The organism is Niabella sp., assembly GCF_030150205.1.
Lineage (GTDB): Bacteria > Bacteroidota > Bacteroidia > Chitinophagales > Chitinophagaceae > Niabella.
Genome location: NZ_JASLGT010000009.1, coordinates 224,526 through 248,661, shown reverse-complemented (window position 1 = coordinate 248,661; position 24,136 = coordinate 224,526). Strand labels below are relative to the sequence as shown.

Genomic DNA, 24,136 nt, shown 5'->3' with positions numbered 1-24,136 from the left:
TGTAGTTTGATTTGTAGATAATATCACACAAGGTTCGGGATTTTTTTGTTGGGCCCGGGAAGTTGCACCGCAAAGCTCATACAAATTTTACTTCCCTTGTTAATTTACTTTTGTCCAAGCCCAGGTCATCACTAAACCAATCCGTTAATATTTTTCCTATTTCTTTCTTATTAAATGTCCATGGATTTCGTCTGGATTTTACATAATGCTCTCTCGTCATTTTCTCAGCTACCTGTCCAATCGTTTTTAAGTCGAGCTCGTTGCCGGTTTTATTTGCCAGCCAAAATCCTGCAATCGCAAAGATGAATCCTGCAAGTCCGGTTCGCCAATCAAAGAAAAGAGTAACGAAAGCTGCCAGCAGTAAAACAGCAAGTATGCCCGTCACCAAAAGTGGCGGCCGCAGGATGTTCAGTTTAAAACCCAAATGCGTTTCCAGCTTTGTTATGCATAAACGTCTGCTTTGCCGCGGGAAGAACTCTGCAAGAGAAAAATCCGTGGCGATTGTTTTTTTGTCTATTTGGAGTGTTGATGCAATAGCGTCACGCAACTTATAAAACGCCTGCTGACTTGTACAATTGTCTGTATTGTGAAGTTGGATTTTATTAGCAATGTGGTCACAAAGTTCACCAAAAGTGGTAATGAGCAATAACTCCGTGTCACCAAACTTAATGTCAAACGACTTTTCAACTTTAACGAGTATATCGCTAATGTCGTCCGGGTCGATATTTTTCAGTTCGTAGTCTGTCATAGCATTACTTGGCAACTTTCCATTGCCGTAAACTATTAAACGCTTATAATCGTTTGTAAATACTTAATACGGCTATTCAATACCTGTTAATTAAAAATCCAGTTGTTCCGCAACCGTTCTGGTGTTCCATGCCCTGGGCAGTTTTTCCAAATGGTTGTTATGCTAATATAGTTGTTTTTTAGCATTTATGAAAAAGGTTTGGTTGAAAGATTTGGAAGGTCGTGAGGGGGGGAAGACTTGGGGTACAGGGAGGCCACCGTATGAACCGTGCCGATGGCACTCTCCTGCACCTTAGGATGTTTTGGCTTCCGAAATAAATTGCCGGGTTGTAGAGAGTGAACAGGCCGATGGTCTTTGCAGGAGCGCGTGAAACGTACTTGTTCTTTTAAGAAATCACTTTAATTCATGTCGCTTTCTTCGCCTGGCCGCAATGACAACCAAAACGATCAGTACCCAACATAAGAGGCCTATTACACCATTTACGCGCACGCTTAAATAGCCGGAGTCTCTCATATATCTCGAAAAAACCATGAAGGCAAGCAAGATGCAAACAGAAACAAGAACGAAGTAGCGGCTTTGGTAGAATTTATTCATATAACAAAAGTAATGCGATCACCACAAAATAATTTATTTTTTCCAAATTCTTACATACGCCCTGGCAACCCGCTATTGTGCCAGGTGGCCAGCTGACATATGCCTGAGGCTAAGCCTGCAAACGTCTATTATCACATTGCTCAAAGCCAAAACATAAACCATAACAAGGCCGGGATGCCTCAAAGCCCCACCGCTACCTTTTGAGTTACTGTTGCCGTTTTCAGTGTTGCTTAAACGCGGCCCGCATGGGATAGTACTCATATTGGTTCAGCCCGTTTGCGGGATCGGCCTCGATGATCTTTTTTAGTTGGTCCTCATCGTTTACCGATACAACGCCTACCCCGTAACCACCGGTTGGGTCGGCTACCGGGCCAAAAACAATGGCAATGCCGTCGTTGAGCAACTGCGTCCAATAGGCAACGTGTTGCTGCATGGTGGCTTTTTCTTCGGCCGTCATATCCAGTATAAAACTGGGCCGCGGCGGATTTAGTTTTAGATAAAATTGCTGCTTGCTCATAATATGCTAAAATAACCAATATAACGGTAAAACAAATATGGACACCGCCTTACTGCTGTCTTGCAGGCTGGTCTGACAGCCGCGCAAACCGATCCACCGCCGCCGCATATATGATATAAATAAACCTGCTGAATACCCTGGCAGGACTGTTCGCCAATTGTCAGGTCCCTGAAAAATTACCGGCAACCGGTTTACGGGGCCTAAAACAACACTAAAGCCTAGTCGACGGGGCCAAACCCATCAACAGATAATCTGTATGTAAGAAAAACGTTGTTTATTCCGCTTCAACCGGCTCATCCACAAAATCCTGCTTATGCGTCCGTATATAATTCATCTGAATTTGTGGTAGGTTTTCTTTTTTATAAAGAGCATAAAATGCATCATCACAAACATCTAGAGGATTACTTTCATAGGATTTGCTAAAACCTTCTGTCGATCCATCCTGATATTTCGTTATCGTTGCATTTTCCTTTTGATAGATATCATTTGCCTTTTGCGTAAGCGCAGCAAACTGGCTGGCACCCACTAATTTTAGTGCATCCGGTAAGAGCTCGCGGAATTGTCCGCTGGGATTATAGTAAAATTGATTATAACCTCCATTGTTTACCTCCCATTCCAGTAGCCAGATCATATAAATAGCCCGCCTTGATTTATTCCAGGTCATTACCGTTTCATACTCATTTTCATGATCGTTAGAAAGTTTCTCTATCAGATTATCGAACACTACCTGCAAAAGTTTATCATCCGGTATTGTATCGATGATTCTTTGGGTAAGTGTTTTATAAATAGAACGTTCATTAAATGCCTTCAAATATTGTTCAAGCTCTTTTTCTTGCCTGGCTTCCTTTTCAGTTTTTTCTCTTTTTACCTCTGAGCATCCGGAAAGGCTAAGCAAAATGCCAATCACTACCCTCAATATCAGCTCCGATCGTATCATAAAATTTATCATCTTGTTTTTTTATTGAAAAGCTAAACACTGAACCTGGATCCGGCAAAAACCTTATCGCCCAGATATTGCGTCTGTCAGCTTCTTCTTCCACCAACGGCCAATGTCTATAAAGAAAATATGATGGGACGCCAAAAAATGTTCCGATTCTTTCCTACGTCCCTCGCAGTCTAAAAATATTCAATATACGCATAGGACCTTTTTATAGCATATGACGCTCCTGGTATCCGACAGTGAAACCTACTGCACCGGATACCTCCCAACCGCGTCCACCCCCTTGTTGGAAAATTTTAAAATTTCCGTTGTAACAGGATAGCCGGATTGCTTGTACTCTTCTACAACCGTGGGGGCCAGCCTCTTTGAAAAAAAGTTAAAGTCTTCCTCCGAAAACAAATAACAAAAGTCCCTTACCGGGATCACTGCATAAAAAGGAAATCCAAAATCTGCCTTTATCTTTTCCTTCATTCCGGATGCAAAAAGCAACGCGCCCTTTAAAGTAGTTTGTGCCGTGTCAATAAAACCCAACTTATGGCCTTCAACCGTATCTATCGTTATGGATACCTGTTGCAGCAATTTGTTTGCATTTTGATCCGCCTGGGCTGCCAGTAACGCCGGTGTTATATTCCATTTTTTCAGATCTTCATCCGACACCCATGTCAGCTCTCCTGGTCTTCTATGAATATACACTTTACGCATATGTTCCGTTACCGGTTCATTTAAAAAGTCTTCAAACGCATAATCATCGGGAAATAAAGAAATGTAAACATCATCCTTTGCTTCTTCCCAGGAAGCAGGAAGATCTAACGTATGCGAGGCCATTGTCTTTACAAAATCTGTTATAACAGCCATATCTTTATCCCTGGCATAGTCCTTCCTTAAATTATCAAGGCTAATTTTCAGTGTAAGAGCTCCCTTGGCTACATAAATAAACCCTTCTTCATCAACCGAATCTATTTTCATCCTCTGTTTTTCCATTTGCGTTTTGAACGCCTCAAAAACTTCATCCTTCTTGCTGTTATTTTTACAACTGCACAACCCGAATAACATGGCTAATAGTATTGTTTTGAAATAGGGCACCATCAATTTCATTCATTTATTTACCAGGGAGGAATTATTATTATTATTATTATTATTATTATTATGCTTTTTCAAGAAGATTTCTTTATTACGATTCCTTTGCTAAAATACTTCTTTTCTACAACCGGAGAAAATTTCACAGGTCCGGCCATGTGTACTTAGATCGCCGGAATAAAAAACCCTGGAAACATGCCCTATAAGCCGCTCCTACGGTACTCCCACTCCATAGCATGTTTTGGCTCCCGCAATTATTTCCGGAGTTGTAATGATCCGCCGGCCAATAGCTCTTTAAAAAATGGGATAGTATACTTACAAGCGCTCCATGTCCCACCAGTCGCCCAGGTCCCGCGATAGCCAGTTGCCCCTATGCACCGCAGCACAAGTGAGTGATCCCGCTTTCAGCGGGACAGGCTCAGTGTTGTTGCCATCGGCGCTGCAGCCGGGCCAATAAAAATAATACCCCTACCTGGCCGATAACCGTATACGTTTTTTTAAATGATACCAAAAAGATGTCTTATTTTTAGGTACACCTTGTACGAACTCAACAACACACGAAAACGATCTATAAAAAAACAAACGATGAAACGCAGAAAGTTCCTCCACTCCTCACTGGCAGCTACTGCTGGCATGGCAACAATGGGCGCATCGGCCGGTGAGCGGCCCGCAGCACAAAAGGAAGTATACGAATGGCGCGAATATGATATGCGCTTTGGAGTGGACAGAGGCCAGCTGGAGCAATATTTTAAAACGGCGCTGATACCGGCACTGAACAAATACGGTGTTAAAACAGTGGGCGTTTTTAAGGCATGGAAGGAAACGGAGCCGGCTAAATTATACGTACTGGTCCCCTATGCGTCTATCGACAGCTATTTGTTGGTAAACGCAAAGGTGAAAGCAGACGCCGATTATATTAAAAGCAGTGCTGCGTACCATGCGATACCCGCCGACAAACCGGTATACAATCGCTTTACGGCTTCGCTGATGACAGCCTTTGAGGGCTGGCCCGCATTGACTGTGCCGCCGGGTGCACCGCGGGTCTTTGAATTGCGGACCTATGAGGGCTATAGTGAAGACGCGGTGAGAAGAAAGGTAAAAATGTTCCACGACGGGGAGTTTGATATTTTTAAGCGGGCAAAGCTGAACCCGGTATTTTTGGGAGAGGTGATTGCTGGCGACAAGCTGCCGCGTATTACCTACATGCTTACCTGTAATAATATGGAGGAGCGCGATAAGGGATGGGGCGCTTTTGTTGCCGACGCGGATTGGAAGCGGTTGATCGCAGATCCCCAGTATGCAAATACCGTTTCCAGGATCATTAATACTTTTTTGGTGCCAACGGCTTACTCGCAGGTGTAGTGGGCTGGAGTATACTTGTATTGGGGGACGGGGAGCGCTTGAGGAACTTGGGAATATTAGAGGTGCTTTTGCATCATAATATATTTTGCGCTCCGGGCTAATTTCCCCGCTGATGAACGCGGATTATTCTCGCCGATTTCCGCGGATTTTTCCTGTGCCAGCCTTTACAATCTGTGAGTCAAACACTAAATCTGCGTAACATCTGCGCCATCTGCGGGACACATTCCCTGCTTATCTTTGTACCTAAAGCAGCAGGTAATGATACCGATTTTATTGATTGAGGATGACCAGCGGATAGCAGCCCTTACAAAAAAAGGACTGGAGGAACAGGGCTTTGGCGTAACCCTGGCCGCTGATGGCGAAACGGGCAAGCAACTGGCCATTAACAATCATTTTGATGTGATCATTACCGATATTATTTTACCGGGAATGAATGGTATTGACCTGTGTAAGGAGATCCGGAGCCTGAAGCCGGATATACCGATTATTATGCTTACGGCCCTGGGCACTACCAACGAAAAAGTGGAGGGTTTTGATGCCGGCGCGGATGATTACCTGGTAAAACCGTTTGAGCTGCGGGAGCTGGTGGCAAGGATGCGCGCCCTGCTGAAACGCGCGGCCAGTAATAAAAGTACCGATAGTTTTTTACTGAAATATGAAGATATTGAGCTGAACCAGCATACCAAAATCGTAAAAAGAGGAAATCGGGAAATAGACCTTACGCCAAAGGAATTGAAGCTGCTGGAATACATGCTGCAAAACCCGGAACGTGTTTTGAGTCGTGCTGAAATAGCAGAAAAGGTATGGGATACAACGTTTGATACGGGCACCAATTTTATTGATGTGTACATCAACTACCTGAGAAAAAAAATTGAAAAAGATTTTCCGGTAAAGCTCATTCATACCCGGCCGGGCATGGGATTTATTTTAAAAAAAGGCTGATTTATGCAGATAAAAACAAGGCTTACCCTGTTATTTACCTTGTTGGTAGCCGCGTTGCTATCTGCATTTGCCTGCATGATCTACATTACATCGGCCGAAGTACGGGAGGACGAATATTTTAAACGGCTGAAACAACAGGCTACTACGAAGGCCAACCTGCTGTTCGATTCAAAAATAGACCCGGATGTTTTACAACTGATCTACAAAAAAACGCCCACTTTTTTGTTCCAGGAAGAAGTGGCTATTTACGATACCGCGTTTAACCTGCTGTACCACGATGCGGTAAACATCGATAAGGTAAAGGAAACCAGGGCTATGATCAGCCGTGTGGTCGCACAAAAAGAGATCCAGTTTTACCAGGGCAACATGCAGGTGGTGGGCTTTTTATACACCCATAACAGTAACGCATATGTCATTACTGCAGCGGCCATTGATGAATACGGGTACGGTAAACTGGCATCGCTAAGAAACACGCTGATCCTTGCATTTTTAATAGCCATTGCCATTACGTTTTTTGTGGGCCGCTTTCTGGCCAAACAATCGCTGCGCCCCGTTTCCGCCATTGTAAGCAAGGTTAAAAAGATAACGGCCACCAACCTGGATTTACGCGTAAATGAAGGCAACCGTAAAGATGAAATTGCCGCACTGGCCATTACCTTTAATGAAATGCTGAACCGGCTGGAAAATTCTTTTGATGCGCAAAAGCAATTTGTTTCCAATATCTCGCACGAGCTGCGCACGCCCCTTACGGCCATGCTGGCGGAGTTACAGCTTACGGCGCTGAAAGAGCGGCCCGCGGAGGAATACCGGCAAACCAACCGGCACCTGATTACGGATGTGCAAAAACTGATTCGCCTATCCAATAGTTTGCTGGACTTTGCAAAAGCGAACTATGACCAAACGGAAATTTCGTTTAAAGAAATCCGTCTGGATGAAGTATTGCTGGACGCCCGCAATGATGTGCTGCACGTTCAGCAGGAGTATAATGTCAATATCCTGTTTGACCGGGAGATCGAAAACGATGATTTTATTTCAGTACAGGGCAATGAATACCTGCTAAAAACGGCCTTTATTAACCTGATGGAAAACAGCTGTAAATTTTCCGCCGACGCACAAAGCACGGTACACATTTCCTACACTAAAAACCGGGTCATACTGCAATTTTCGGACAATGGAATCGGAATTGCGGCCGATGATCTGCAAAATATTTTCACCCCTTTTTACCGGGGGCGCAACAAAACCTTTGTCAACGGTAACGGCATTGGCCTGGCATTGGTACAGCGGATCATTGACCTGCACCATGGCTCTATCCAGGTAAGCTCTACCGTAGGTAAAGGCACCATTTTTACAATTGAGCTGCCGCATGTTGTATCGGCGAGCGTTCAGCACTCAGCAATTAGCGTTTAGCGTTCAGCCCCGTTTTCTAATATTTTTCTAATAACATTCTAAGAGCCCTCTAACAGCCCTTGCGGATGGGAGGCATTAGTTTTGCAATGCATTCAACAAAGAATGTCATTTAAACACAAATAAGATAAAAAATGGATATCGATCCGGTCAGTAAACCCCATTATTAACTACCCGCTTTATGAAGGAATACTTGATGGTGTTCCCCGTAAAGGGGCAACAAAATTCAAGTGTTATGTTCAAATTCATTTCTTTTTTCAAAAGTCCCCTCATCCGCAAATCCGGCGCCGGGCAATTACCGGAAGTTATTATCGGCTCCTCTAATTCCGGCCTTGATGATAGCAGGATCTTTAAGACCGCCCATGTTAAAGCAGCAAAAAGGCGTAACCGGAACTATTACCGCGGTATACAGCGTTTAAAAAAGTACCGCTTCATTTAATAAATCAATCGAAGGCAACATGCGGAAAACAGGCAGCTGGGCTATTGCTGCGGGTGTGCTGGCGGTAAGCATTTACCTGGCGGATCTTCTGTTAAACCGGGAAACGCTTACCGCTCATCATCGCTCACCCGGCAACGGCGTGATAACCGGTCTTCTGATCATCGCCGTATTACTCCTGCTCCGGTTCTTTCTAAAAAGTAAGCACCCGGATAAAAAGTAACATCATTTCACTATTCATCATTCACCATTCCCTATCTACTCCTCTCTCATGAAAACATTAAGCATATCCATCAAAAAGCAGCTGGCTGCGGGTTTCAGCCGAATCACCAATGGCAGTGATGCCGCCGCCGCGGTAAAATTGCAGCATACTTCCCGGGCAGATGAAAATTTTTTCCTGGCGATGATGGACAGTCACCCCCAGGGCTTATCCGCAACCGAAGTAAAAGAGCGCCTGTTAAAATTTGGCCCTAACGAGGTCCATCATAAAAAGGCAAACAGTTGGTACAAACAGCTATTCATGGCATTTATAAATCCCTTCATTGCCATTTTGATTGTTATCGCCATTATTTCCTTTATTATGGATGTATGGATGGCGCCCGCCGGAGAAAAAGATTATAAAACCGTGATGATGGTGGGAATCATGGTCATGGTAAGTTCCCTCATCCGCTTCTTCCAGGAGTTCCGCAGCAATCGTGCCGCCGAACAGCTCAAAAACATGGTAAAGACCACGGCCACAGTTTTACGGAAAAGCACCGCGGACATCAGCGTAAAAAACGAAGTTGATATAAAAGGAATCGTACCGGGTGATATCATTTTTTTATCCGCCGGCGACATGATTCCTGCCGATTGCCGGCTGATACACTCCAAGGATCTTTTTGTAAGTCAGGCCATGCTTACCGGGGAATCTTTACCGGTAGAAAAAAGACACCTCCCTGTACGGGCCGCCACCGAAAAATCACCCTTGGAGCTGGACAATATTTGTTTTATGGGCACCAATGTTGTCAGTGGTACCGCCACGGCCATGGTAGTTACCACCGGTGATCACACATATTTTGGATCGTTAAGTCGCACCATTACCAGCACCCGGTCTGAGACGAGTTTTGATAAAGGCGTTAATAAAGTCAGCTTCCTGCTCATTCGCTTTATGCTCATTATGGTGCCGCTGATCTTTGTGATCAACGGCCTTGTAAAAGGCGACTGGCTGGAAGCCCTGTTGTTTGCCATTGCAGTAGCAGTGGGCTTAACGCCCGAAATGCTGCCGATGATTGTAACGGCCAACCTGGCCAAGGGTGCCGTAAGCATGAGCAAACGGAAGGTGATCGTAAAACGGCTGAACGCCATCCAGAACATCGGTGCCATGGATGTGTTCTGTACGGATAAAACCGGCACTCTTACGCTGGATAAAATTGTGCTGGAACGCCACCTGAACATTAACGGGGAAGATGACGATGAGGTATTGAAATGGGCCTATCTCAACAGCTTTCACCAAACCGGTTTAAAAAACCTGCTGGATCTTGCGGTACTGGAACATGCCGACCTGCACGATTACCTGAAAGTAGAAGATCATTTTGTAAAAGTGGATGAAATTCCGTTTGACTTTCAGCGCCGGAGAATGTCCGTCATACTCAAGCAGAAAAGCGGCCGGCACCTGCTCATTTGCAAAGGCGCGGTGGAAGAAATGATCGACCTGTGCAGTGCGGCCTTTGATCCCGGTGATGATAAACAGGTGCATATTGAGAGTGATAGCATCATCGCCATAGATACAGCCATGAAGCAACGCATCCTGGACACTTCAAAACGGCTGAATGAAGAAGGCCTGCGGGTATTGATCGTTGCCATCCGGGAGTTTGATGACCGCGCGCTCACCTATTCTGTAGAGGATGAACAACAACTCATCCTGACCGGGTTTATCGGCTTCCTGGACCCCGCAAAACCATCCGCCCGCACTTCCATCGAGGCCCTGCAAAAACTGGGCGTGCAGGTAAAAGTGCTTACCGGCGATAATGAAGTGATAACCCGGAAAATATGCCGGGATGTGGGTATCGACTTCAACAGCATCCTGCTGGGCAGCGAAGTGGAACAAATGACCGACGATGAACTGCGGAAGCAGATCGATGCGGTTTCCATCCTGGCCAAATTAAGCCCCATCCAAAAGTCGAGGGTCGTCAGCCTATTGCAGGCCAAAGGGCATACGGTTGGTTTTATGGGAGACGGCATCAATGATGCGGCTGCACTACGCCAGGCCGATGTGGGTATCAGCGTAGATACGGCCGTGGACATTGCCAAAGAAAGTGCCGACATCATCCTGCTGGAAAAAGACTTAATGGTGCTGCGCAAAGGCGTGATCTATGGCCGGCGCACATTTGGCAACATCATCAAGTACATCAAGATGACGGCCAGCAGCAATTTTGGCAATATGTTCAGCATGCTGGGGGCCAGCGCCTTCCTCCCCTTCCTGCCCATGCTGCCCGTGCAGATACTGGTACAGAATTTACTCTATGATGTATCGCAGATCTCCATCCCCTGGGACCGGATGGATGAAGAATTCCTGCTGGAACCCAAAAAATGGGATGCCTCCGGTATTCAGCGGTTTATGATCTTTATTGGTCCCATCAGTTCCATTTTCGACTATGCCACCTTTGCGTTGATGTTTTTCTTATTTAAAGCCAACACGCCGGAGCACCAATCCCTGTTTCAAAGCGGGTGGTTTATTGAAGGACTGTTGTCACAAACACTGATCGTACATATGATCCGCACCCGTAAAATCCCGTTCATCCAAAGCTGGGCATCAGCACCCGTGGTGGCTTTAACCTCTTTGATCATGCTCATTGGTATGGCCCTGCCCTTTACCCCGTTTGCAGCAAGTCTGAAAATGCAGCCGCTCCCCTGGCAATATTTTCCCTGGCTGATAGCAATTCTTACCAGCTATTGTTTACTGACACAGCTGATCAAAAACTGGTACATCAAAAAATTCAATCAATGGCTTTAAAAGCTAATTTGCAGTACAATCCTAAAAACCTTATCATGATCTCTAACCCCAAACGCTTTATCACACTTTGCTTACTCGCGCTTGCTCAGCTGGCAACGGCCCAGGAGCATCCGCAAGACAGCTCGCTGCCTAAATGGACCGCCCATTTTCAGACCACCGTCATTGCACAGAAACACTCCGGGTTCAGGGCACTATACAGTGGCATGAATTCTCTGGCCGATTCTGTGGAACCCACCGCAACCAGTCTTACGGCTACCCTTTTCCTGGGAAGAAGATTGTGGAAAGGCGCGGCAATCTATGTGAACCCGGAAGTATCCGGTGGTAAGGGTTTGAGTTTTGCCCAGGGCGTAGCGGGTGCTTTAAACGGAGAAACCTATCGCGTGGGAGAAGTGGCCCCGCAGGTATTTATTGCCCGGGCCTACCTGCAACAACATATTCCATTGGGTAATACCAGCTATGAAAAAGTAAGTGACGATAACAATCAATTGGAAGACCAGTTACCTGCCAGCCGTATTACCATCAGCGCCGGAAAATTTGCAATCTCTGATTTCTATGACGCCAACGAATACAGCAATGACCCCCGTACCCAGTTTTTTAACTGGTCCCTTTGGGCCAACGGCACCTGGGATTATCCCGCCAATACCCGGGGATATACGGAGGGTGTAGTGGTAGAACTCATCAAACCCCGTTGGGCAGTACGTTTGTCTACAGTAGCCGTACCCCGTATTGCCAATTATCATTTGATGGAATACCGGCCCGGCAAGGCGCATTCAGAAACCCTGGAACTGGAACACCAGCATTCCATCAACAGTCATAAAGGCAAGATCAGTTTCATCATTAGCAATACCCATACCCGGGCGCCGTCTTACGCAGACGGTATGAAAGCCCTTGCCGTCAACGACAGCTTCCTGTTAGCGGTCATAAAGGGCAATGCCGAAAACACCCGCTATGGCGGTAAAAAGCTGGAACTGGGCCTTAACATAGCACAGGAAATCACCCATGATATCGGCTTCTTTAGCCGGCTGGGCTGGAACGACGGCCAATATGCATCCTGGGCCTTTACCGAAATTGACCATACCATCAACGCCGGGCTTTCTGCTAAAGGAAGCCGCTGGAAGCGTCCGGATGATGTATGGGGCCTCGCCGCCGGCCTGAACGGCATTTCCAAACCACACCGGGATTTTTTAAAAAACGGAGGTTATGGCTTTATCATTGGCGATGGGCGGCTAAACTATGGATTGGAGGGCATTCTTGAAACCTATTACAATGCCCGTCTGACACGGTTTTTATCGGTCACTTTCGATTACCAGTTCATTCGACATCCTGGTTATAACAAAGACCGCGGACCGGTGCATGCCTTTGGATTACGAGGACATATTGATATATAACTGCCAGCACAATTGAGGTAATATGCGCATTGATTTTCCCGCTAAACACTACGGTATTGTAAGACGGGTAACGTCTGCCGGATAAATATAGCATTCCACACCAGTTCGCAAGTTTCATAACTCGGCCGCATTTATCTGCGAAACAGTTCTCACCGATAAATGCGGTTTGTGCTGCTTTAGGCTTCCGGTTTTTCTATTTCATAGGCCACTGTATTTGCCGCCTTTCGTTTAAGCCATGTTGAGCATATCAATCCCAGCAAAAAGCCGCTCAGTAGCCCTCCGATATGTGCCGCGTTATCAATACCTCCTGTAAGCCCCATAACCAGGTTCACGCCTACAAATACCAGTGTACTTATTAAGAACGTTTTTCCAAAATCAGGTGGGAATATTTTTAAAAGCAAGCACGACAGAAAAAAACCATAAAGTCCAAAAATGGCGCCTGAAGCACCAACGCTTACAGTGGCATCATACCACCATATGCTTGCAGCACTGGCTAAAATCCCTGCAATCAGGTACACCAGCAAATACCGCCATTTGCCCAGAAGCGGCTCCAGGAATACGCCAACAAACAGTAACCCGAACATATTTGCCAGGAGGTGCATCAGCCCGCCATGCAAAAACGTGTTGGTGAGCAATCTCCACCATTGTCCATCTGTTGTTAAAGGTCTAAAATTAGCGCCCCAATGAATCAGATCTGTCCCCTGAAAGGAAATAAATCCAAGTCCCGCAAATACCATTGCCAGGTATATAAGAATATTCAGATCGATAAGGATCGGTGTAATAAAAAAGTCCCGTCTTGGTAGCATTACTTCAAATACCTCTTTAAGACCACTCTCTTTTGCAGAGGTACCCGTTTTGAATTTCTTTATTCGTTCCTGGTCAACTTTCGGGAATAACAGGAATAACAACCAAACTGCTGCACCAATAGCAAAAGAGCCAAAAATCCAGGGCAGCTTTCTGCCGTTCCTTTGTTCAAACGGCTCGGCCTTTGCCTCAAAGATCATATTCGGACCGGGGGCATTGGCCCCCAATTTCTTTAACGCCTTATTGTACCCGTCATGATCATCTGTATTACCCATAACTTCCAGATATGTAAACTTGCTAAAGTCCGTCTGTTCAAACTCAGTTTGCGACTTTTCTGCAAAGGCCTTGTATTGATCATTCTTTTCCTGCTCGCTCAACCGGTTACTGATCCGCTCAAAATACCGTTTCCCCAGCCAGCAGGTACTTCCCATTTTAACAGTATCAGCACTGGTCACTAAAACAGGCATAGCAACATAAATTTGCATATTAAAATTTTCATTATGCTTCCCGGTTATGGTGGCAGCATTTTCAATAGCAATATGTTCCTTATCGATATAATAATGCTTAAGCGCATAATATTTCGTCTTTTTTGTTTTTTCAATCTGACTGATATTATCCAGCTGGGTTAGTTTACCCGTTGCAGTAACCAGGTACTCCTGCGCTATAATCGTTGGAATGGCTATTGCTATTGACGCCAGGAACTGATAGCCAAAGGCTGCGTTATCATTCTTAAAGTTCAGGAGCCTGATCCTGGGACGCAGCCAAATCAAAATAGGTATCCAGGGCAACCCAAAGGGCAACCAAAGCTTGACAATGTCCTCCTTTAAGGGTATTGCCGCCTTTATAAACAGCAGCCAATGCAACAGGGTATATAATAAAATAAACCCGATACTGATAAGTAAAAACGGTTTGTAAATGATCCGCAGTTTGTTTGATAATTCTTTCATTTGTTCCTTTTGTTCGGTGCAGCATACTGCCATAACATATTATACGCACAGGCAATCGATATTTGATATTTACCGCCTCTTATAAACATATAAAACTCCTGCCTGTCTTCGTTCTGCTTGCCGGCTGCACACTGCTATCGTTTTTTCAATTGATTTTTGCTAAAATAAACTTTTTTTGCAACCGGAAAACCCTGCGGCAATAGTATTTGCACATGCCATAATATTTGACCAACTTGTTACGGGACATATTATAGTGATCGCATACGGCTTATTTGCACAGAACACTCGTTCGTATGTAAAATACTGCATTTTTGCGTATGGGGGCAGCAAACGCTGATCTGCAGGAAGACTTTTCCTGCAGATTTATTTTGTCAGCAGCTTAATTCTTCACACTCAAATCCGCATTCCAGCAACAGTTTGATGATGGAAGACCCAATTTCAATTGAACTTTCTACCCGTAAAATCTTATCACAATCATCAAGATCAAAATTCCAGTTTGATGATTGCAACAAATCAGTTAAAACAAACTTTAGCCGCAATACATCCTTCTTGGTTTTAACAGATGTCTTAAATACATGGATCATCTTTCTGTTTTGTCAGGTTTATGATGCCAGCAGGGTAACGCCTTTCAGATCGGCTCTCCCATTCTTCAGAAACTCATAGGTCATTCGGTCGGTCCGGCAATTTACAAAGCGGATCTTTTTTAAGCTCCTTCCTTTAAAAAAGGTATTGATCAGGGTTGCATCCTGGAATGTAACCCGCGAAAAGGCACAGTTTTCAAAATAACAGTCATCAATGATCCCATCAAAAATAATATCAGCAAGGTAGGTTTCAATAAATGAGGTATGCTTCCAGCCCGCATTTACTATTGTGCTTTTCTCGAGGCCTCCGGATTTAATAGTTGCCCCGGAAAAATCGGCACCCGAAAAGTCACAACTCAGGATGTAGCTCCCGGAAAACTCGGCTTCTTTTAAAGAGCAGCTTGTAAACTGGTTGTTGGCCAGGTGCGAATGCTGAATACGGCTGCCATTGATATCGGAACCCGAAAAATCGCAATGACGGATATGGTTGCTTTTCAGCAGCAGGCCCGACAGATCCGAGCCGATGAATTTGCAGCGCTGCATATTGGAAGAACTGAATTTTTCATGCAGGTTTTCCAGACCGGAGAAATCAGCATCTGCCCAGTTGCCCCGCGACATATCCCAGTTCCGCTTTTTAGTTCCTGTTCCGTGCAGTGCCTGGTTGTCATCAAACCTCGCAGGTTGCAGAACCGGGATGGGGTCTTCGGATGCAGGCACTTCAGCGTCGGATGTAAACTCCCCGGATGAAAAACTTTCAGAGAAATAGTTAAGGTCCACCCCTAAAACTTCCGCAAGCCGGTTAAAGGTAATCAGATCCGGCACCGATTCTCCACGCTCCCATTTACCTACTGCCTGCGGACTGATAAACAAACGTTCGGCCAGTTGCGCCTGGGAGATATTGATTCTTTTTCGTGCTGTGGCAATTTTGCTGCCGATGGTCTTTGCTTCCATAAATGTTTTTTTATTACACAAAGGTGTCCGCATTCGTTCCCTGGTTCCAAAAAAAAGCAGCAACTTTTGGTTGTAAGTACGCTACTTACGGTTGTTTTTTAACAACCAGGAGTAGTTTGAAGAAATGAACGGCTAAAATGAGGGAATAAACGCCCCGGGATGGGTTACAGCGTAGCCTTGTCCACCACACCTTATGAACAGCCACATATACGTCGAAAAGCACTTCTTTTATGCACAATCTGCGGCGATTTTTATCCATGAAATGCAGTAAATTTGCCGCCTTATGGAATTAACAAAGAATTTTGAGCCAGCAGCTATTGAGACCCGGTGGACGGGGCATTGGAAGGAAAAAGGGTATTTTAACAGCACCCCGGATGAACGCCCGGCCTATACCGTGGTCATTCCGCCCCCCAATGTTACCGGCGTGTTGCATATGGGACACACCCTCAATGAAACCGTGCAGGACATACTGGTGCGCCGCGCCCGCATGAGCGGCTTTAACGCCTGCTGGGTCCCCGGCAGCGACCACGCGTCCATTGCCACGGAGGCCAAAGTGGTGCAGATGCTGAAGGAGGAAAAGGGCATCGACAAAAACAGCCTGACCCGTGGGGAATTCCTGAAATATGCGTTTGAATGGAAAGAAAAATATGGTGGCATCATTTATAACCAGATCGAGCGCCTGGGTTGCAGTGTAGACTGGAACCGGGTTAGCTTTACCATGGACGACCACTATTACAAAGCCGTTATAAAGGTTTTTGTAGACCTGTATAATAAAGGACTGATCTATCGCGGGGCCCGCATGATCAACTGGGACCCGGCTGCCAAAACGGCCCTCAGCGATGAGGAAGTGGAATACCGCGAGGTACAGAGCAAGCTGTATTATGTACAATACAAGCTGGATGGCGGCAATATGCTCCGGGAACCGTTCCTGAAGATCTGGACGGCAAAAGAATTGCTGGCAAAAGCAAAAAGTATTGTAAGGAGCCTTGTAAACAAAATCAAATCAGATCCCGCTAATACCATTGATAAAACGGTTATCGGGAGCGTAACACCGGAAGGTGCTGCATTCCTGTCGGAACTTACAGGCATTGAAATTAGTGAAGGCTATGTACACGCAATAGACAGAAGCGGTTTTAATCACATACTTAATAACCATGGCAACCCGGCTATAGAAGAAGGCCGGGGGCAGATTGCGATAACAGAACAAGACTTTGAATTAATCATTGATGTATTGAATCAACCCGATGAGGTAATTGCATCTGGACCGAACAAACAACAAAAAGAAACAATCACCTATTGCAAAACATTTGAAGACGGCACCATTATTTATTTAGAAGAGATAAGAACCGGCCGGCAGGAACTGATGCTGCAAACTATGCGCAAAATGAAAGGGAAGACTGGTTTAGAATCTTCCCTTACAAGCGGGCGAGCTGTGCCTTCCGACAACCCGGAAACTCCGGGGGTGGAATCCTTCTCTCACACGTCCGAAACGACTCCCGCTGACACAAAGATACCAAAAATTATTGATTTTGATATTTTAACGAACAAGGAAGATATTAGCAGTGGAAATCAATTCATTACCATTGCCACCACCCGCCCGGAAACCATTCTGGGCGATACCGCCATCTGCGTAAACCCCAATGATGCCCGCTACCAACACTTAAAAGGGGCCTATGCGTTTGTGCCTTTGATCAATCGCCGTATCCCCATCATTTTTGATGAATACGTGGATATGGAGTTTGGTACCGGCGCCTTAAAGATCACACCGGCACATGATATAAACGACTATAACCTGGGTCTGAAACATAACCTGGAAGTGATCGATACGCTGAATGAAGACGGCACCCTGAGCGAAGCGGCCCAATTGTATGTGGGAGAAGATCGTTTTGCTGTGCGGAAGAAGATCGTGATAGATCTTGAACAAGCCGGCAACCTGGTAAAGACAGAAGACATCGTGAACAAGAACGGGTTTTCCCAGCGCAGCAATGCCGTGGTAGAACCCCGCATCTCTACCCAGTGGTTTGTAAAAATGAAAGAGCTGGCCGATCCTGCTTTAAAGGCAGTGGTAGACGGCGATATTAAAATACACCCCGGCGACCGCTTCCTGGCCACCTACAAATACTGGCTGGAAAATGTAAAGGACTGGTGCATCAGCCGCCAGCTGTGGTGGGGCCAGCAGATACCGGCGTGGTACGCACCGGACGGTACCTTTGTAGTGGCGGAGAATAAAGAAGCGGCTTTTAGTCAATGGGCAAAAGGGAGTAGTGAATCCGCGAAAGGCATTGACCATTCACCATTCACTATTGACGACTTTAGGCAGGACAGCGATGTCCTCGACACCTGGTTCTCCTCCTGGCTCTGGCCAAGTGAGGTATTCCATGGTATTACCGATCCCGGCAATGCCGATATCAAGTACTACTACCCTACTTCCGTGCTGGTAACCGGGCAGGATATCATTTTCTTTTGGGTGGCGCGTATGGTTATGGCCGGACTGGAATATGAAAAAGAGATCCCCTTTAAGGATGTATACTTCACCGGTATGGTGCGCGATAAGCTGGGCCGCAAAATGAGTAAGCAGCTGGGCAACTCACCAGACCTGCTGAAACTGATCGACACCTACGGAGCCGACGCGGTGCGCTTTGGCATCATGATCTCTGCTCCTGCGGGTAACGACCTGTTATTTGATGAAAGCTCACTGGAACAGGGCCGGAATTTTAATAATAAGATCTGGAATGCGTTGAAGCTGGTGCGCATGTGGCAGAACAATCCCAATGGCATTATTGAAAGCACCGGCAACGAACCGGATATTGCTGCAACCTGGATGCGCAACCGCATTGAGCAGGCTAAGGCCGAAATGGAGAACCTTTTCAAAGAGTTCCGTCTCAGCGAAGGATTGAAGACCTTATATTCATTAATCTGGGACGATTTCTGTTCCTGGTACCTCGAATGGCAGAAGCCTGCACAGGGCGCCCCTACCAACAGCACCAAATTGCAGGCCACCATTGCATTCTTTGAAGAGCTGCTGCAATTGTTACATCCTTATATGCCGTTTATAACGGAAGAGATCTATCACCTCCTGCGCGAGCAAAGCGATGATCTTTCTGTAAAACAATACGCACCAACCGGGGCCACAGATAACAATATACTGGCACAGGGCGAGCTGTTGAAGCAAACCATCACCGCCATCCGCGATGCACGCGTGAAGAATAACATTAAGAGCAAAGAACCGGTAAAACTGTTTGTACAAACCGCACAGCCGGATAACTATACCAATCTGGCTGCCATCCTGGAACGCCAGGCCAATGTGGAAGCGGTGGCCATTACTACAGAATCCGTTGATAAATGCATCAACGTATTAGTGGGTAAAGACAAGCTGTTCATTTTACCGGCTACGGAATTGGATACCAGCATCCAGAAAGAGCAACTGGAAAAAGACCTGGTGTACCTGCAAGGCTTCCTGGCATCAGTGGAAAAGAAACTCGGCAACGAACGCTTTGTACAAAATGCAAAGCCGGAAGTGGTGGAGATTGAACGCCGCAAAAAGGCAGATGCCGAAGAAAAAATAAAAGCGATCGAGGAAAGTCTGGCAGCTTTGTAAAACGGAACATTGTGCAGCCACTGCACCCAATGAGGCAGCCGGACCGGCACACAACCCTAATTGGAGGTGTATCAAAATATTGATACACCTCTTTTTCTTGCCAGCTACGTAAACCCGCTGTTCACATAGCCCGCAGAAAAAAATCAATCCCAGTCTGCTGCTTAAGAAGGGATCGCCTTTACAAAATGGTGTTTCCTAAATTTGTCTCAAAATCGCTCCTGGATGAACAATTCTTTCAAAAAGGTACAATAATTGTATCCAGGTTGAAGTACCCTCTATTTAATCAACAAATCCTTATCCCATGAACAGATTTCGCTTCCTGCTGCTTACGATGTTCATTTTTTGTTGCACGATGCAATCATCAGCACAATGGAAAGGATTCAGTATTGGTCCTTACGGAGAATATGCCGTTCCACAGGGTACATTCGGCGAAAACTTCAACTGGGGCGTGGGTGTGGGAGGCAACGCCGATATCCGGCTGATTAAAAAGCTGGCGCTGACCGGTTCCGTAGGCTATATGTACTTCCGGGGGGCAAATCGTACCGATGAAGCAGGAAACCCTTACCGGGTGTATGACCTGAAAGCGGTTCCTATCCGTGTGGGATTGAAATACCGCCTGATTCCGTTATTGTATGTAAAGCTGGAAGCAGGGAGCGCCAAATACAGCGGCAATCACTATGATGGTTCGGCATTTATCCTGTCGCCCGGTGTCGGATTACGGGTGCTGGGATTTGATCTGCAGACCAAGTATGAAGCCTGGATGAAAGACGGAACTAAAAGTTTTGTGGGTTTTAAAGCGGGCTGGAATTTCTGATAATCAGACATTGTAAATGTTCTTTTACGACTGCCACAAAGACACTAAGGCACCAGGAAACACTAAGGATTTTATAGGGGCGCTGAAGTACTAAGAAATGTAAAACCTTTTTTATACCCTCTTTGTGTGTCTTTGTGTCTTCATGCCTTCGTGGCAGCCCTCCCTACTTATCCAGGCTGAACAAACTATCTACAAACTCGTGCTTATCAAATACCAGCAGGTCTTCCATTTTTTCGCCCACCCCAATAAATTTCACCGGTATTTTAAACTGATCAGCAATCGCCAGCACCACGCCGCCCTTCGCCGTGCCATCCAGCTTGGTAATGGCCAGTGCGGTTACATCGGTAGCAGCCGTAAAATGTTTGGCCTGCTCCAGTGCATTCTGCCCGGTAGAGCCATCCAGCACCAGCAATACCTCCTGCGGGGCCGACGGAATAAATTTCTGGATCACCCGTTTGATCTTGTGCAGCTCATCCATCAGGTGTGCTTTATTATGCAAACGGCCGGCCGTATCAATGATTACCACATCACTGCCCCTGCTTACCGCACTTTGAGCGGTATCAAAAGCAACTGCAGCAGGATCGCTACCCATGGCCTGCTTTACGATCGGCACGCCCACCCGCTCGCTCCAAATGGTGAGCTGGTCTACCGCCGCTGCACGGAACGTATCCGCAGCACCCAGCAATACATTCTTGCCCGCCTTTTTAAAATTATAGGCCAGTTTGCCAATGGTGGTGGTTTTGCCCACACCATTCACTCCAACTACCAAAATAATATACGGTTTAGCCGGCAGTTCGCTTTCAAAAGTATAGTTCGATCCGGAAGGCGCATCTACCAGCACCCCTTCAATTTCTTCCTGCAGAATCCGGTTCAGCTCACTGGTGCCCATGTATTTGTCCTTAGCCACCCGCTTTTCCACGCTTTCAATAATACGAACGGTGGTTTCAATACCCACATCGGCACCCACCAGCGCTTCTTCCAGGCTATCCAGCACTTCCTCATCAACGGTGCTTTTCCCGGCGATCGCTTTTCCTATTTTTGAAAGAAAGCCTTCCTTGGTTTTCTGCAAACCCTGATCCAGTGATTCCTTTTCTTTCTTTCCAAATAATTTTCCAAAAAAACTCATAATTGAAACGTTTATCGTTTGTGGTTTAAGCCCGCCCGGATGATCCGGTCGGACGGGGCTTGATGTTATTGCTTCGGCAAAGATGCAACATCAAATATAAAACGTCAAACATCAAACAAAAAACAAAAGCCATCCGTTTGAAAAAACGAACAGCTTTTTAATATTGTAATGAAAGCAGGGGCTTATTTCTGAGCTAAAAAATCTTTAACTTTCTCCTTGTGCACAATCTGCTCCTTAAAGGTATAGGCACCTGTTTTGGGGCTGCGGATCGCACGGATCACCTTCGTCCAGTTTTTAGACTCTGCTGCTGCTTTAGCATCTTTTACCTTCGAGTTCTTTGAAGCTGCTTTTGCCATCTTATATTAATTTGAAAATGTGAGAAATGTGGGAAATGTGGAGATGTGGGAATGTGAAATAAAGATCATTTGCACATTTGCACACTTACACACTTTCACATTTATTTTATTTAATTTCTTTGTGAACGGTTACTTTCTTCAGAATAGGGTTGTATTTCTTCAACTCTAAACGTTCAGGGTTGTTCTTTTTATTTTTTACAGTAATGTAACGACTGGTTCCGGGTCTGCCACTTGTTTTGTGCTCCGTACATTCCAGAATTACCTGTACCCTGTTTCCTTTTGCTTTCTTCGCCATTGTATAATGCTTTAAACTGCTTTAGTTAGATTTTTTCGCCTCTCGCACGCAATTCTTTCACTACAGCATACAGACCATTTTTGTTGATGGTGCGCAGGGCCTCTGTAGATAATTTCAACGAGATCCATTTGTCTTCCTCTACCAGGTAAAATTTCTTCTTTTGCAAATTAGGCAAAAAACGGCGCTTTGTCTTAATATTGGAGTGAGAAACCTTGTTGCCTCCAATTGGGGTTTTACCTGTAACCTGACATACTCTTGCCATAATGAATAAAAATTTAGGAGTGCAAAGGTAGGGAATTAAACTGGCATTATGTAATAATTTTTTAATTATTTTTAAACCTTTCTGAACAGCATCGGAAATAGCTGCGGGAGGTTGTCCTGAATTCCGCCTTTTTAACGATCTGATCGATCAGGTAGCATCAAAAAAATATTGATAATCAAATAACTAAATATCAGCATCTATTTCCCGGGAGAAATCTTCCGTGCTGCAAAGTTCAGCTTTTAATTTTAAGAACTACCGCCTTTTTTTGAAGTTGGCCGCCACCTGGAGATTAAGATTGGTACTGAAGTTCAAATGTTGCCGTTGATACCTGTAATTTCCATCCACCACTTCTGTGCCCGTATAAATATCCTTGCGTATCATTGTTTGCGAAAAACAGGTTTTAAAATAAGCGGCATTGGTATTCAGGGCAAGGATCAGGTGCGGGGAGAACCGGTAGCCGATCCGTATCCCGGAGGTTACGGTAAACGGGGTTTTCGTTCTCCAGCCGTCTAACAGAACGTTGTAGTAATTATTCGAATACTTCCGGAGCAGGTTGGCCCGTATCCCCGTTACTTCAAAATTTGTGACCCCCGCCCCCACGCTTCCGTAAACTAAAAAATGTTCTTTTTCAAACCGGTAAACAGGGCCAGCCGTAAAGCGGAACGTTGCAGGCGATTCATACCGTTGCCAGCCATGCCCGTATTTGTGTGTGAATATTTCGTAATCCCCGGAATACCGTGCTTCAAAAGACCGGTCAAGCGTTGCCCGCTGCTTTTTGTTAACGGCTGAAACATCAATTTGAAAATCTGCCATAAACCCCCATTTTTTGAAAACAAACACATGAAGGGAAGGATTCAGGCCCCAGTACCGGTCCCGGTACCCTACCCGCGCATCCATCGGATCCGCCGTTTTAGGCTTCTTAAAGGGCATCGAAAGCCCGCCGCCCATTCCTACGATGAGCTGCTTTCTGTAGGTTGACGTTCCCTGGGCATTAGCAACAAGTAAATTGCCGGCCAGCAGAATTATAAATATGAAGGTTCTCATATGCATTATTGCAGGTAAACGGGAGAGGTGGTTTGTTCTATGATTCTGCCGCTCTTCATGGTAAAAGCCATTTTAAACTTATGCCAGCCATTTTCAGGCAAAGGTTCCATAAGCAGGTACTTTTCTACCAGTGAGACATCCATTTTCTGGGAATCATTATAATTGGGATACGGCCAATACTTCAGGTAATCAGCGATGGTTAAATAACTTCCATTATAAACCCTGAACCGGCTGCTTACGTCTGTTCCGGAAGACCATCCGCCTCCGGTTTCCTGTAAATGATCCGTTATAACTATAGACCGGATACTGTCCATGGGCATATACTCCGAATACCGGCATGGCCGCTTGGTCATTGCATGGGCTGCGTTCCACAGCATCCATCCGTTTGCCCCCTCCGTCTTTGCCAACGTAGTGATGGCCGTAAGTTTTGCCTCAATCCCGTAGGCATTTTTATGAATTGAAGCACCGGTATTCCCCTCGATGGGCTTTGCACTCTGCAAGTGCCGTAACTCCAGCGTATTAAAATCATACCGGTAATAAAGGGTATTTACATTACACACACAACCTGCAAATACGGTAAAAATGTACGGAAGCAGCATTAAAACAGCTCCTTTAAAATAAATACGGCAACTCATAGCAATTCATTCAGTTTAATAATCATAACGTGCTTCCCCGGCTATTCGCAACAATAAACCAGCGGCCTGCATCATTTCATTTATCCTGTCCTTCTCCAAAAACCAGTAATTAATTACAAATCAGCATCTTGCAATACATTCTCAACAACCTGGGGAGACCGTTATACCCACTACTCTTATCCGGTATATATGCCCTGGTTTATTTCGGGCGCACTCGCATAAACGAAGCAAATACTATCCGTATCACGCCAACAAAGCCCCTCCTTAATTGTTGTATTTCTGGTAATTGACTTACAAAAACGATTGCGTATTTGGTTGAAACG

21 protein-coding genes are annotated in these 24,136 nt (G+C 45.6%); 9 read left to right on the top strand and 12 right to left on the bottom strand.

The window, feature by feature from the left end; translation table 11 throughout:
• Nucleotides 1–76: 76 nt before the first annotated feature.
• The 4 genes from Q1V85_RS09070 to Q1V85_RS09055 form a co-directional block, all read right to left on the bottom strand.
• The gene (locus Q1V85_RS09070; protein ID WP_300599118.1) at nt 77–748 is read right to left on the bottom strand and encodes an acyl carrier protein; all 672 of its coding nucleotides are present in this window, start codon (nt 746–748) and stop codon (nt 77–79) included.
• A gap of 814 nt (nt 749–1,562) precedes the next feature.
• Complete coding sequence (locus tag Q1V85_RS09065; protein ID WP_300599116.1) at nt 1,563–1,859, bottom strand: YciI family protein; 297 nt, start codon at nt 1,857–1,859, stop codon at nt 1,563–1,565.
• Between the two features lie 274 nt (nt 1,860–2,133).
• Complete coding sequence (locus Q1V85_RS09060; RefSeq protein ID WP_300599114.1) at nt 2,134–2,808, bottom strand: DUF4375 domain-containing protein; 675 nt, start codon at nt 2,806–2,808, stop codon at nt 2,134–2,136.
• Nucleotides 2,809–3,045: 237 nt separating this feature from the next.
• Nucleotides 3,046–3,765: a hypothetical protein gene (locus tag Q1V85_RS09055; RefSeq protein ID WP_300599113.1), complete on the bottom strand. Its 720-nt coding sequence runs from the start codon at nt 3,763–3,765 to the stop codon at nt 3,046–3,048.
• Between the two features lie 696 nt (nt 3,766–4,461).
• Here Q1V85_RS09055 and Q1V85_RS09050 point away from each other — a divergent pair.
• The 7 genes from Q1V85_RS09050 to Q1V85_RS09020 all read left to right on the top strand — a co-directional run bounded on the left by Q1V85_RS09050 (nt 4,462) and on the right by Q1V85_RS09020 (nt 12,400).
• Nucleotides 4,462–5,238, top strand: coding sequence for an NIPSNAP family protein (locus Q1V85_RS09050; RefSeq protein WP_300599111.1), 777 nt, complete (start codon nt 4,462–4,464; stop codon nt 5,236–5,238).
• Between the two features lie 258 nt (nt 5,239–5,496).
• On the top strand, nt 5,497–6,180 hold the full coding sequence (locus Q1V85_RS09045) for a response regulator transcription factor (RefSeq protein ID WP_300599109.1): 684 nt from the start codon (nt 5,497–5,499) through the stop codon (nt 6,178–6,180).
• A 3-nt stretch (nt 6,181–6,183) separates the two neighbouring features.
• Nucleotides 6,184–7,587 carry a HAMP domain-containing sensor histidine kinase gene (locus Q1V85_RS09040; protein WP_300599107.1) on the top strand — a complete coding sequence of 468 codons (1,404 nt, stop codon included), beginning with the start codon at nt 6,184–6,186 and terminating at the stop codon, nt 7,585–7,587.
• A 178-nt stretch (nt 7,588–7,765) separates the two neighbouring features.
• The gene (locus Q1V85_RS09035; RefSeq protein ID WP_300599106.1) at nt 7,766–8,023 is read left to right on the top strand and encodes a hypothetical protein; all 258 of its coding nucleotides are present in this window, start codon (nt 7,766–7,768) and stop codon (nt 8,021–8,023) included.
• Nucleotides 8,024–8,042: 19 nt separating this feature from the next.
• A complete protein-coding gene (locus tag Q1V85_RS09030; RefSeq protein ID WP_300599104.1) occupies nt 8,043–8,243 on the top strand; it encodes a hypothetical protein in 201 nt (66 codons plus the stop codon).
• A 48-nt stretch (nt 8,244–8,291) separates the two neighbouring features.
• Nucleotides 8,292–11,012 carry a magnesium-translocating P-type ATPase gene (gene mgtA, locus Q1V85_RS09025; RefSeq protein WP_300599102.1) on the top strand — a complete coding sequence of 907 codons (2,721 nt, stop codon included), beginning with the start codon at nt 8,292–8,294 and terminating at the stop codon, nt 11,010–11,012.
• Nucleotides 11,003–12,400: a carbohydrate porin gene (locus tag Q1V85_RS09020; protein WP_300599100.1), complete on the top strand. Its 1,398-nt coding sequence runs from the start codon at nt 11,003–11,005 to the stop codon at nt 12,398–12,400. Before mgtA ends, Q1V85_RS09020 begins: the two co-directional genes overlap by 10 nt.
• Nucleotides 12,401–12,576: 176 nt before the next feature.
• Here the strand turns inward: Q1V85_RS09020 and Q1V85_RS09015 are convergent, their stop codons facing one another.
• Together Q1V85_RS09015 and Q1V85_RS09010 are read right to left on the bottom strand one after the other, a co-directional pair.
• Nucleotides 12,577–14,151 carry a rhomboid family intramembrane serine protease gene (locus Q1V85_RS09015; RefSeq protein ID WP_300599098.1) on the bottom strand — a complete coding sequence of 525 codons (1,575 nt, stop codon included), beginning with the start codon at nt 14,149–14,151 and terminating at the stop codon, nt 12,577–12,579.
• Between the two features lie 602 nt (nt 14,152–14,753).
• Nucleotides 14,754–15,683, bottom strand: a complete 930-nt coding sequence (locus Q1V85_RS09010; RefSeq protein ID WP_300599096.1) for a pentapeptide repeat-containing protein — start codon at nt 15,681–15,683, stop codon at nt 14,754–14,756.
• Between the two features lie 283 nt (nt 15,684–15,966).
• On the opposite strand from Q1V85_RS09010, the gene Q1V85_RS09005 reads away from it, so the two are divergent.
• The gene (locus Q1V85_RS09005) at nt 15,967–19,281 is read left to right on the top strand and encodes a valine--tRNA ligase (RefSeq protein WP_300599094.1); all 3,315 of its coding nucleotides are present in this window, start codon (nt 15,967–15,969) and stop codon (nt 19,279–19,281) included.
• A gap of 301 nt (nt 19,282–19,582) precedes the next feature.
• Nucleotides 19,583–20,095, top strand: coding sequence for an outer membrane beta-barrel protein (locus Q1V85_RS09000; protein WP_300599092.1), 513 nt, complete (start codon nt 19,583–19,585; stop codon nt 20,093–20,095).
• A 163-nt stretch (nt 20,096–20,258) separates the two neighbouring features.
• Here the strand turns inward: Q1V85_RS09000 and ftsY are convergent, their stop codons facing one another.
• The 6 genes from ftsY to Q1V85_RS08970 all read right to left on the bottom strand — a co-directional run bounded on the left by ftsY (nt 20,259) and on the right by Q1V85_RS08970 (nt 23,813).
• Nucleotides 20,259–21,221, bottom strand: a complete 963-nt coding sequence (gene ftsY / locus Q1V85_RS08995) for a signal recognition particle-docking protein FtsY (protein ID WP_300599090.1) — start codon at nt 21,219–21,221, stop codon at nt 20,259–20,261.
• A gap of 182 nt (nt 21,222–21,403) precedes the next feature.
• The gene (locus tag Q1V85_RS08990; protein WP_090388931.1) at nt 21,404–21,577 is read right to left on the bottom strand and encodes a DUF4295 domain-containing protein; all 174 of its coding nucleotides are present in this window, start codon (nt 21,575–21,577) and stop codon (nt 21,404–21,406) included.
• A gap of 106 nt (nt 21,578–21,683) precedes the next feature.
• A complete protein-coding gene (gene rpmG / locus Q1V85_RS08985) occupies nt 21,684–21,872 on the bottom strand; it encodes a 50S ribosomal protein L33 (protein ID WP_090388930.1) in 189 nt (62 codons plus the stop codon).
• A 25-nt stretch (nt 21,873–21,897) separates the two neighbouring features.
• Nucleotides 21,898–22,134, bottom strand: coding sequence for a 50S ribosomal protein L28 (gene rpmB, locus Q1V85_RS08980; RefSeq protein WP_300599087.1), 237 nt, complete (start codon nt 22,132–22,134; stop codon nt 21,898–21,900).
• Between the two features lie 252 nt (nt 22,135–22,386).
• Nucleotides 22,387–23,178 carry a hypothetical protein gene (locus tag Q1V85_RS08975; protein ID WP_300599086.1) on the bottom strand — a complete coding sequence of 264 codons (792 nt, stop codon included), beginning with the start codon at nt 23,176–23,178 and terminating at the stop codon, nt 22,387–22,389.
• A 5-nt stretch (nt 23,179–23,183) separates the two neighbouring features.
• Nucleotides 23,184–23,813 (bottom strand): DUF5034 domain-containing protein, encoded by a 630-nt coding sequence (locus tag Q1V85_RS08970; RefSeq protein ID WP_300599084.1) that lies wholly within the window; start codon nt 23,811–23,813, stop codon nt 23,184–23,186.
• Nucleotides 23,814–24,136: the final 323 nt, after the last annotated feature.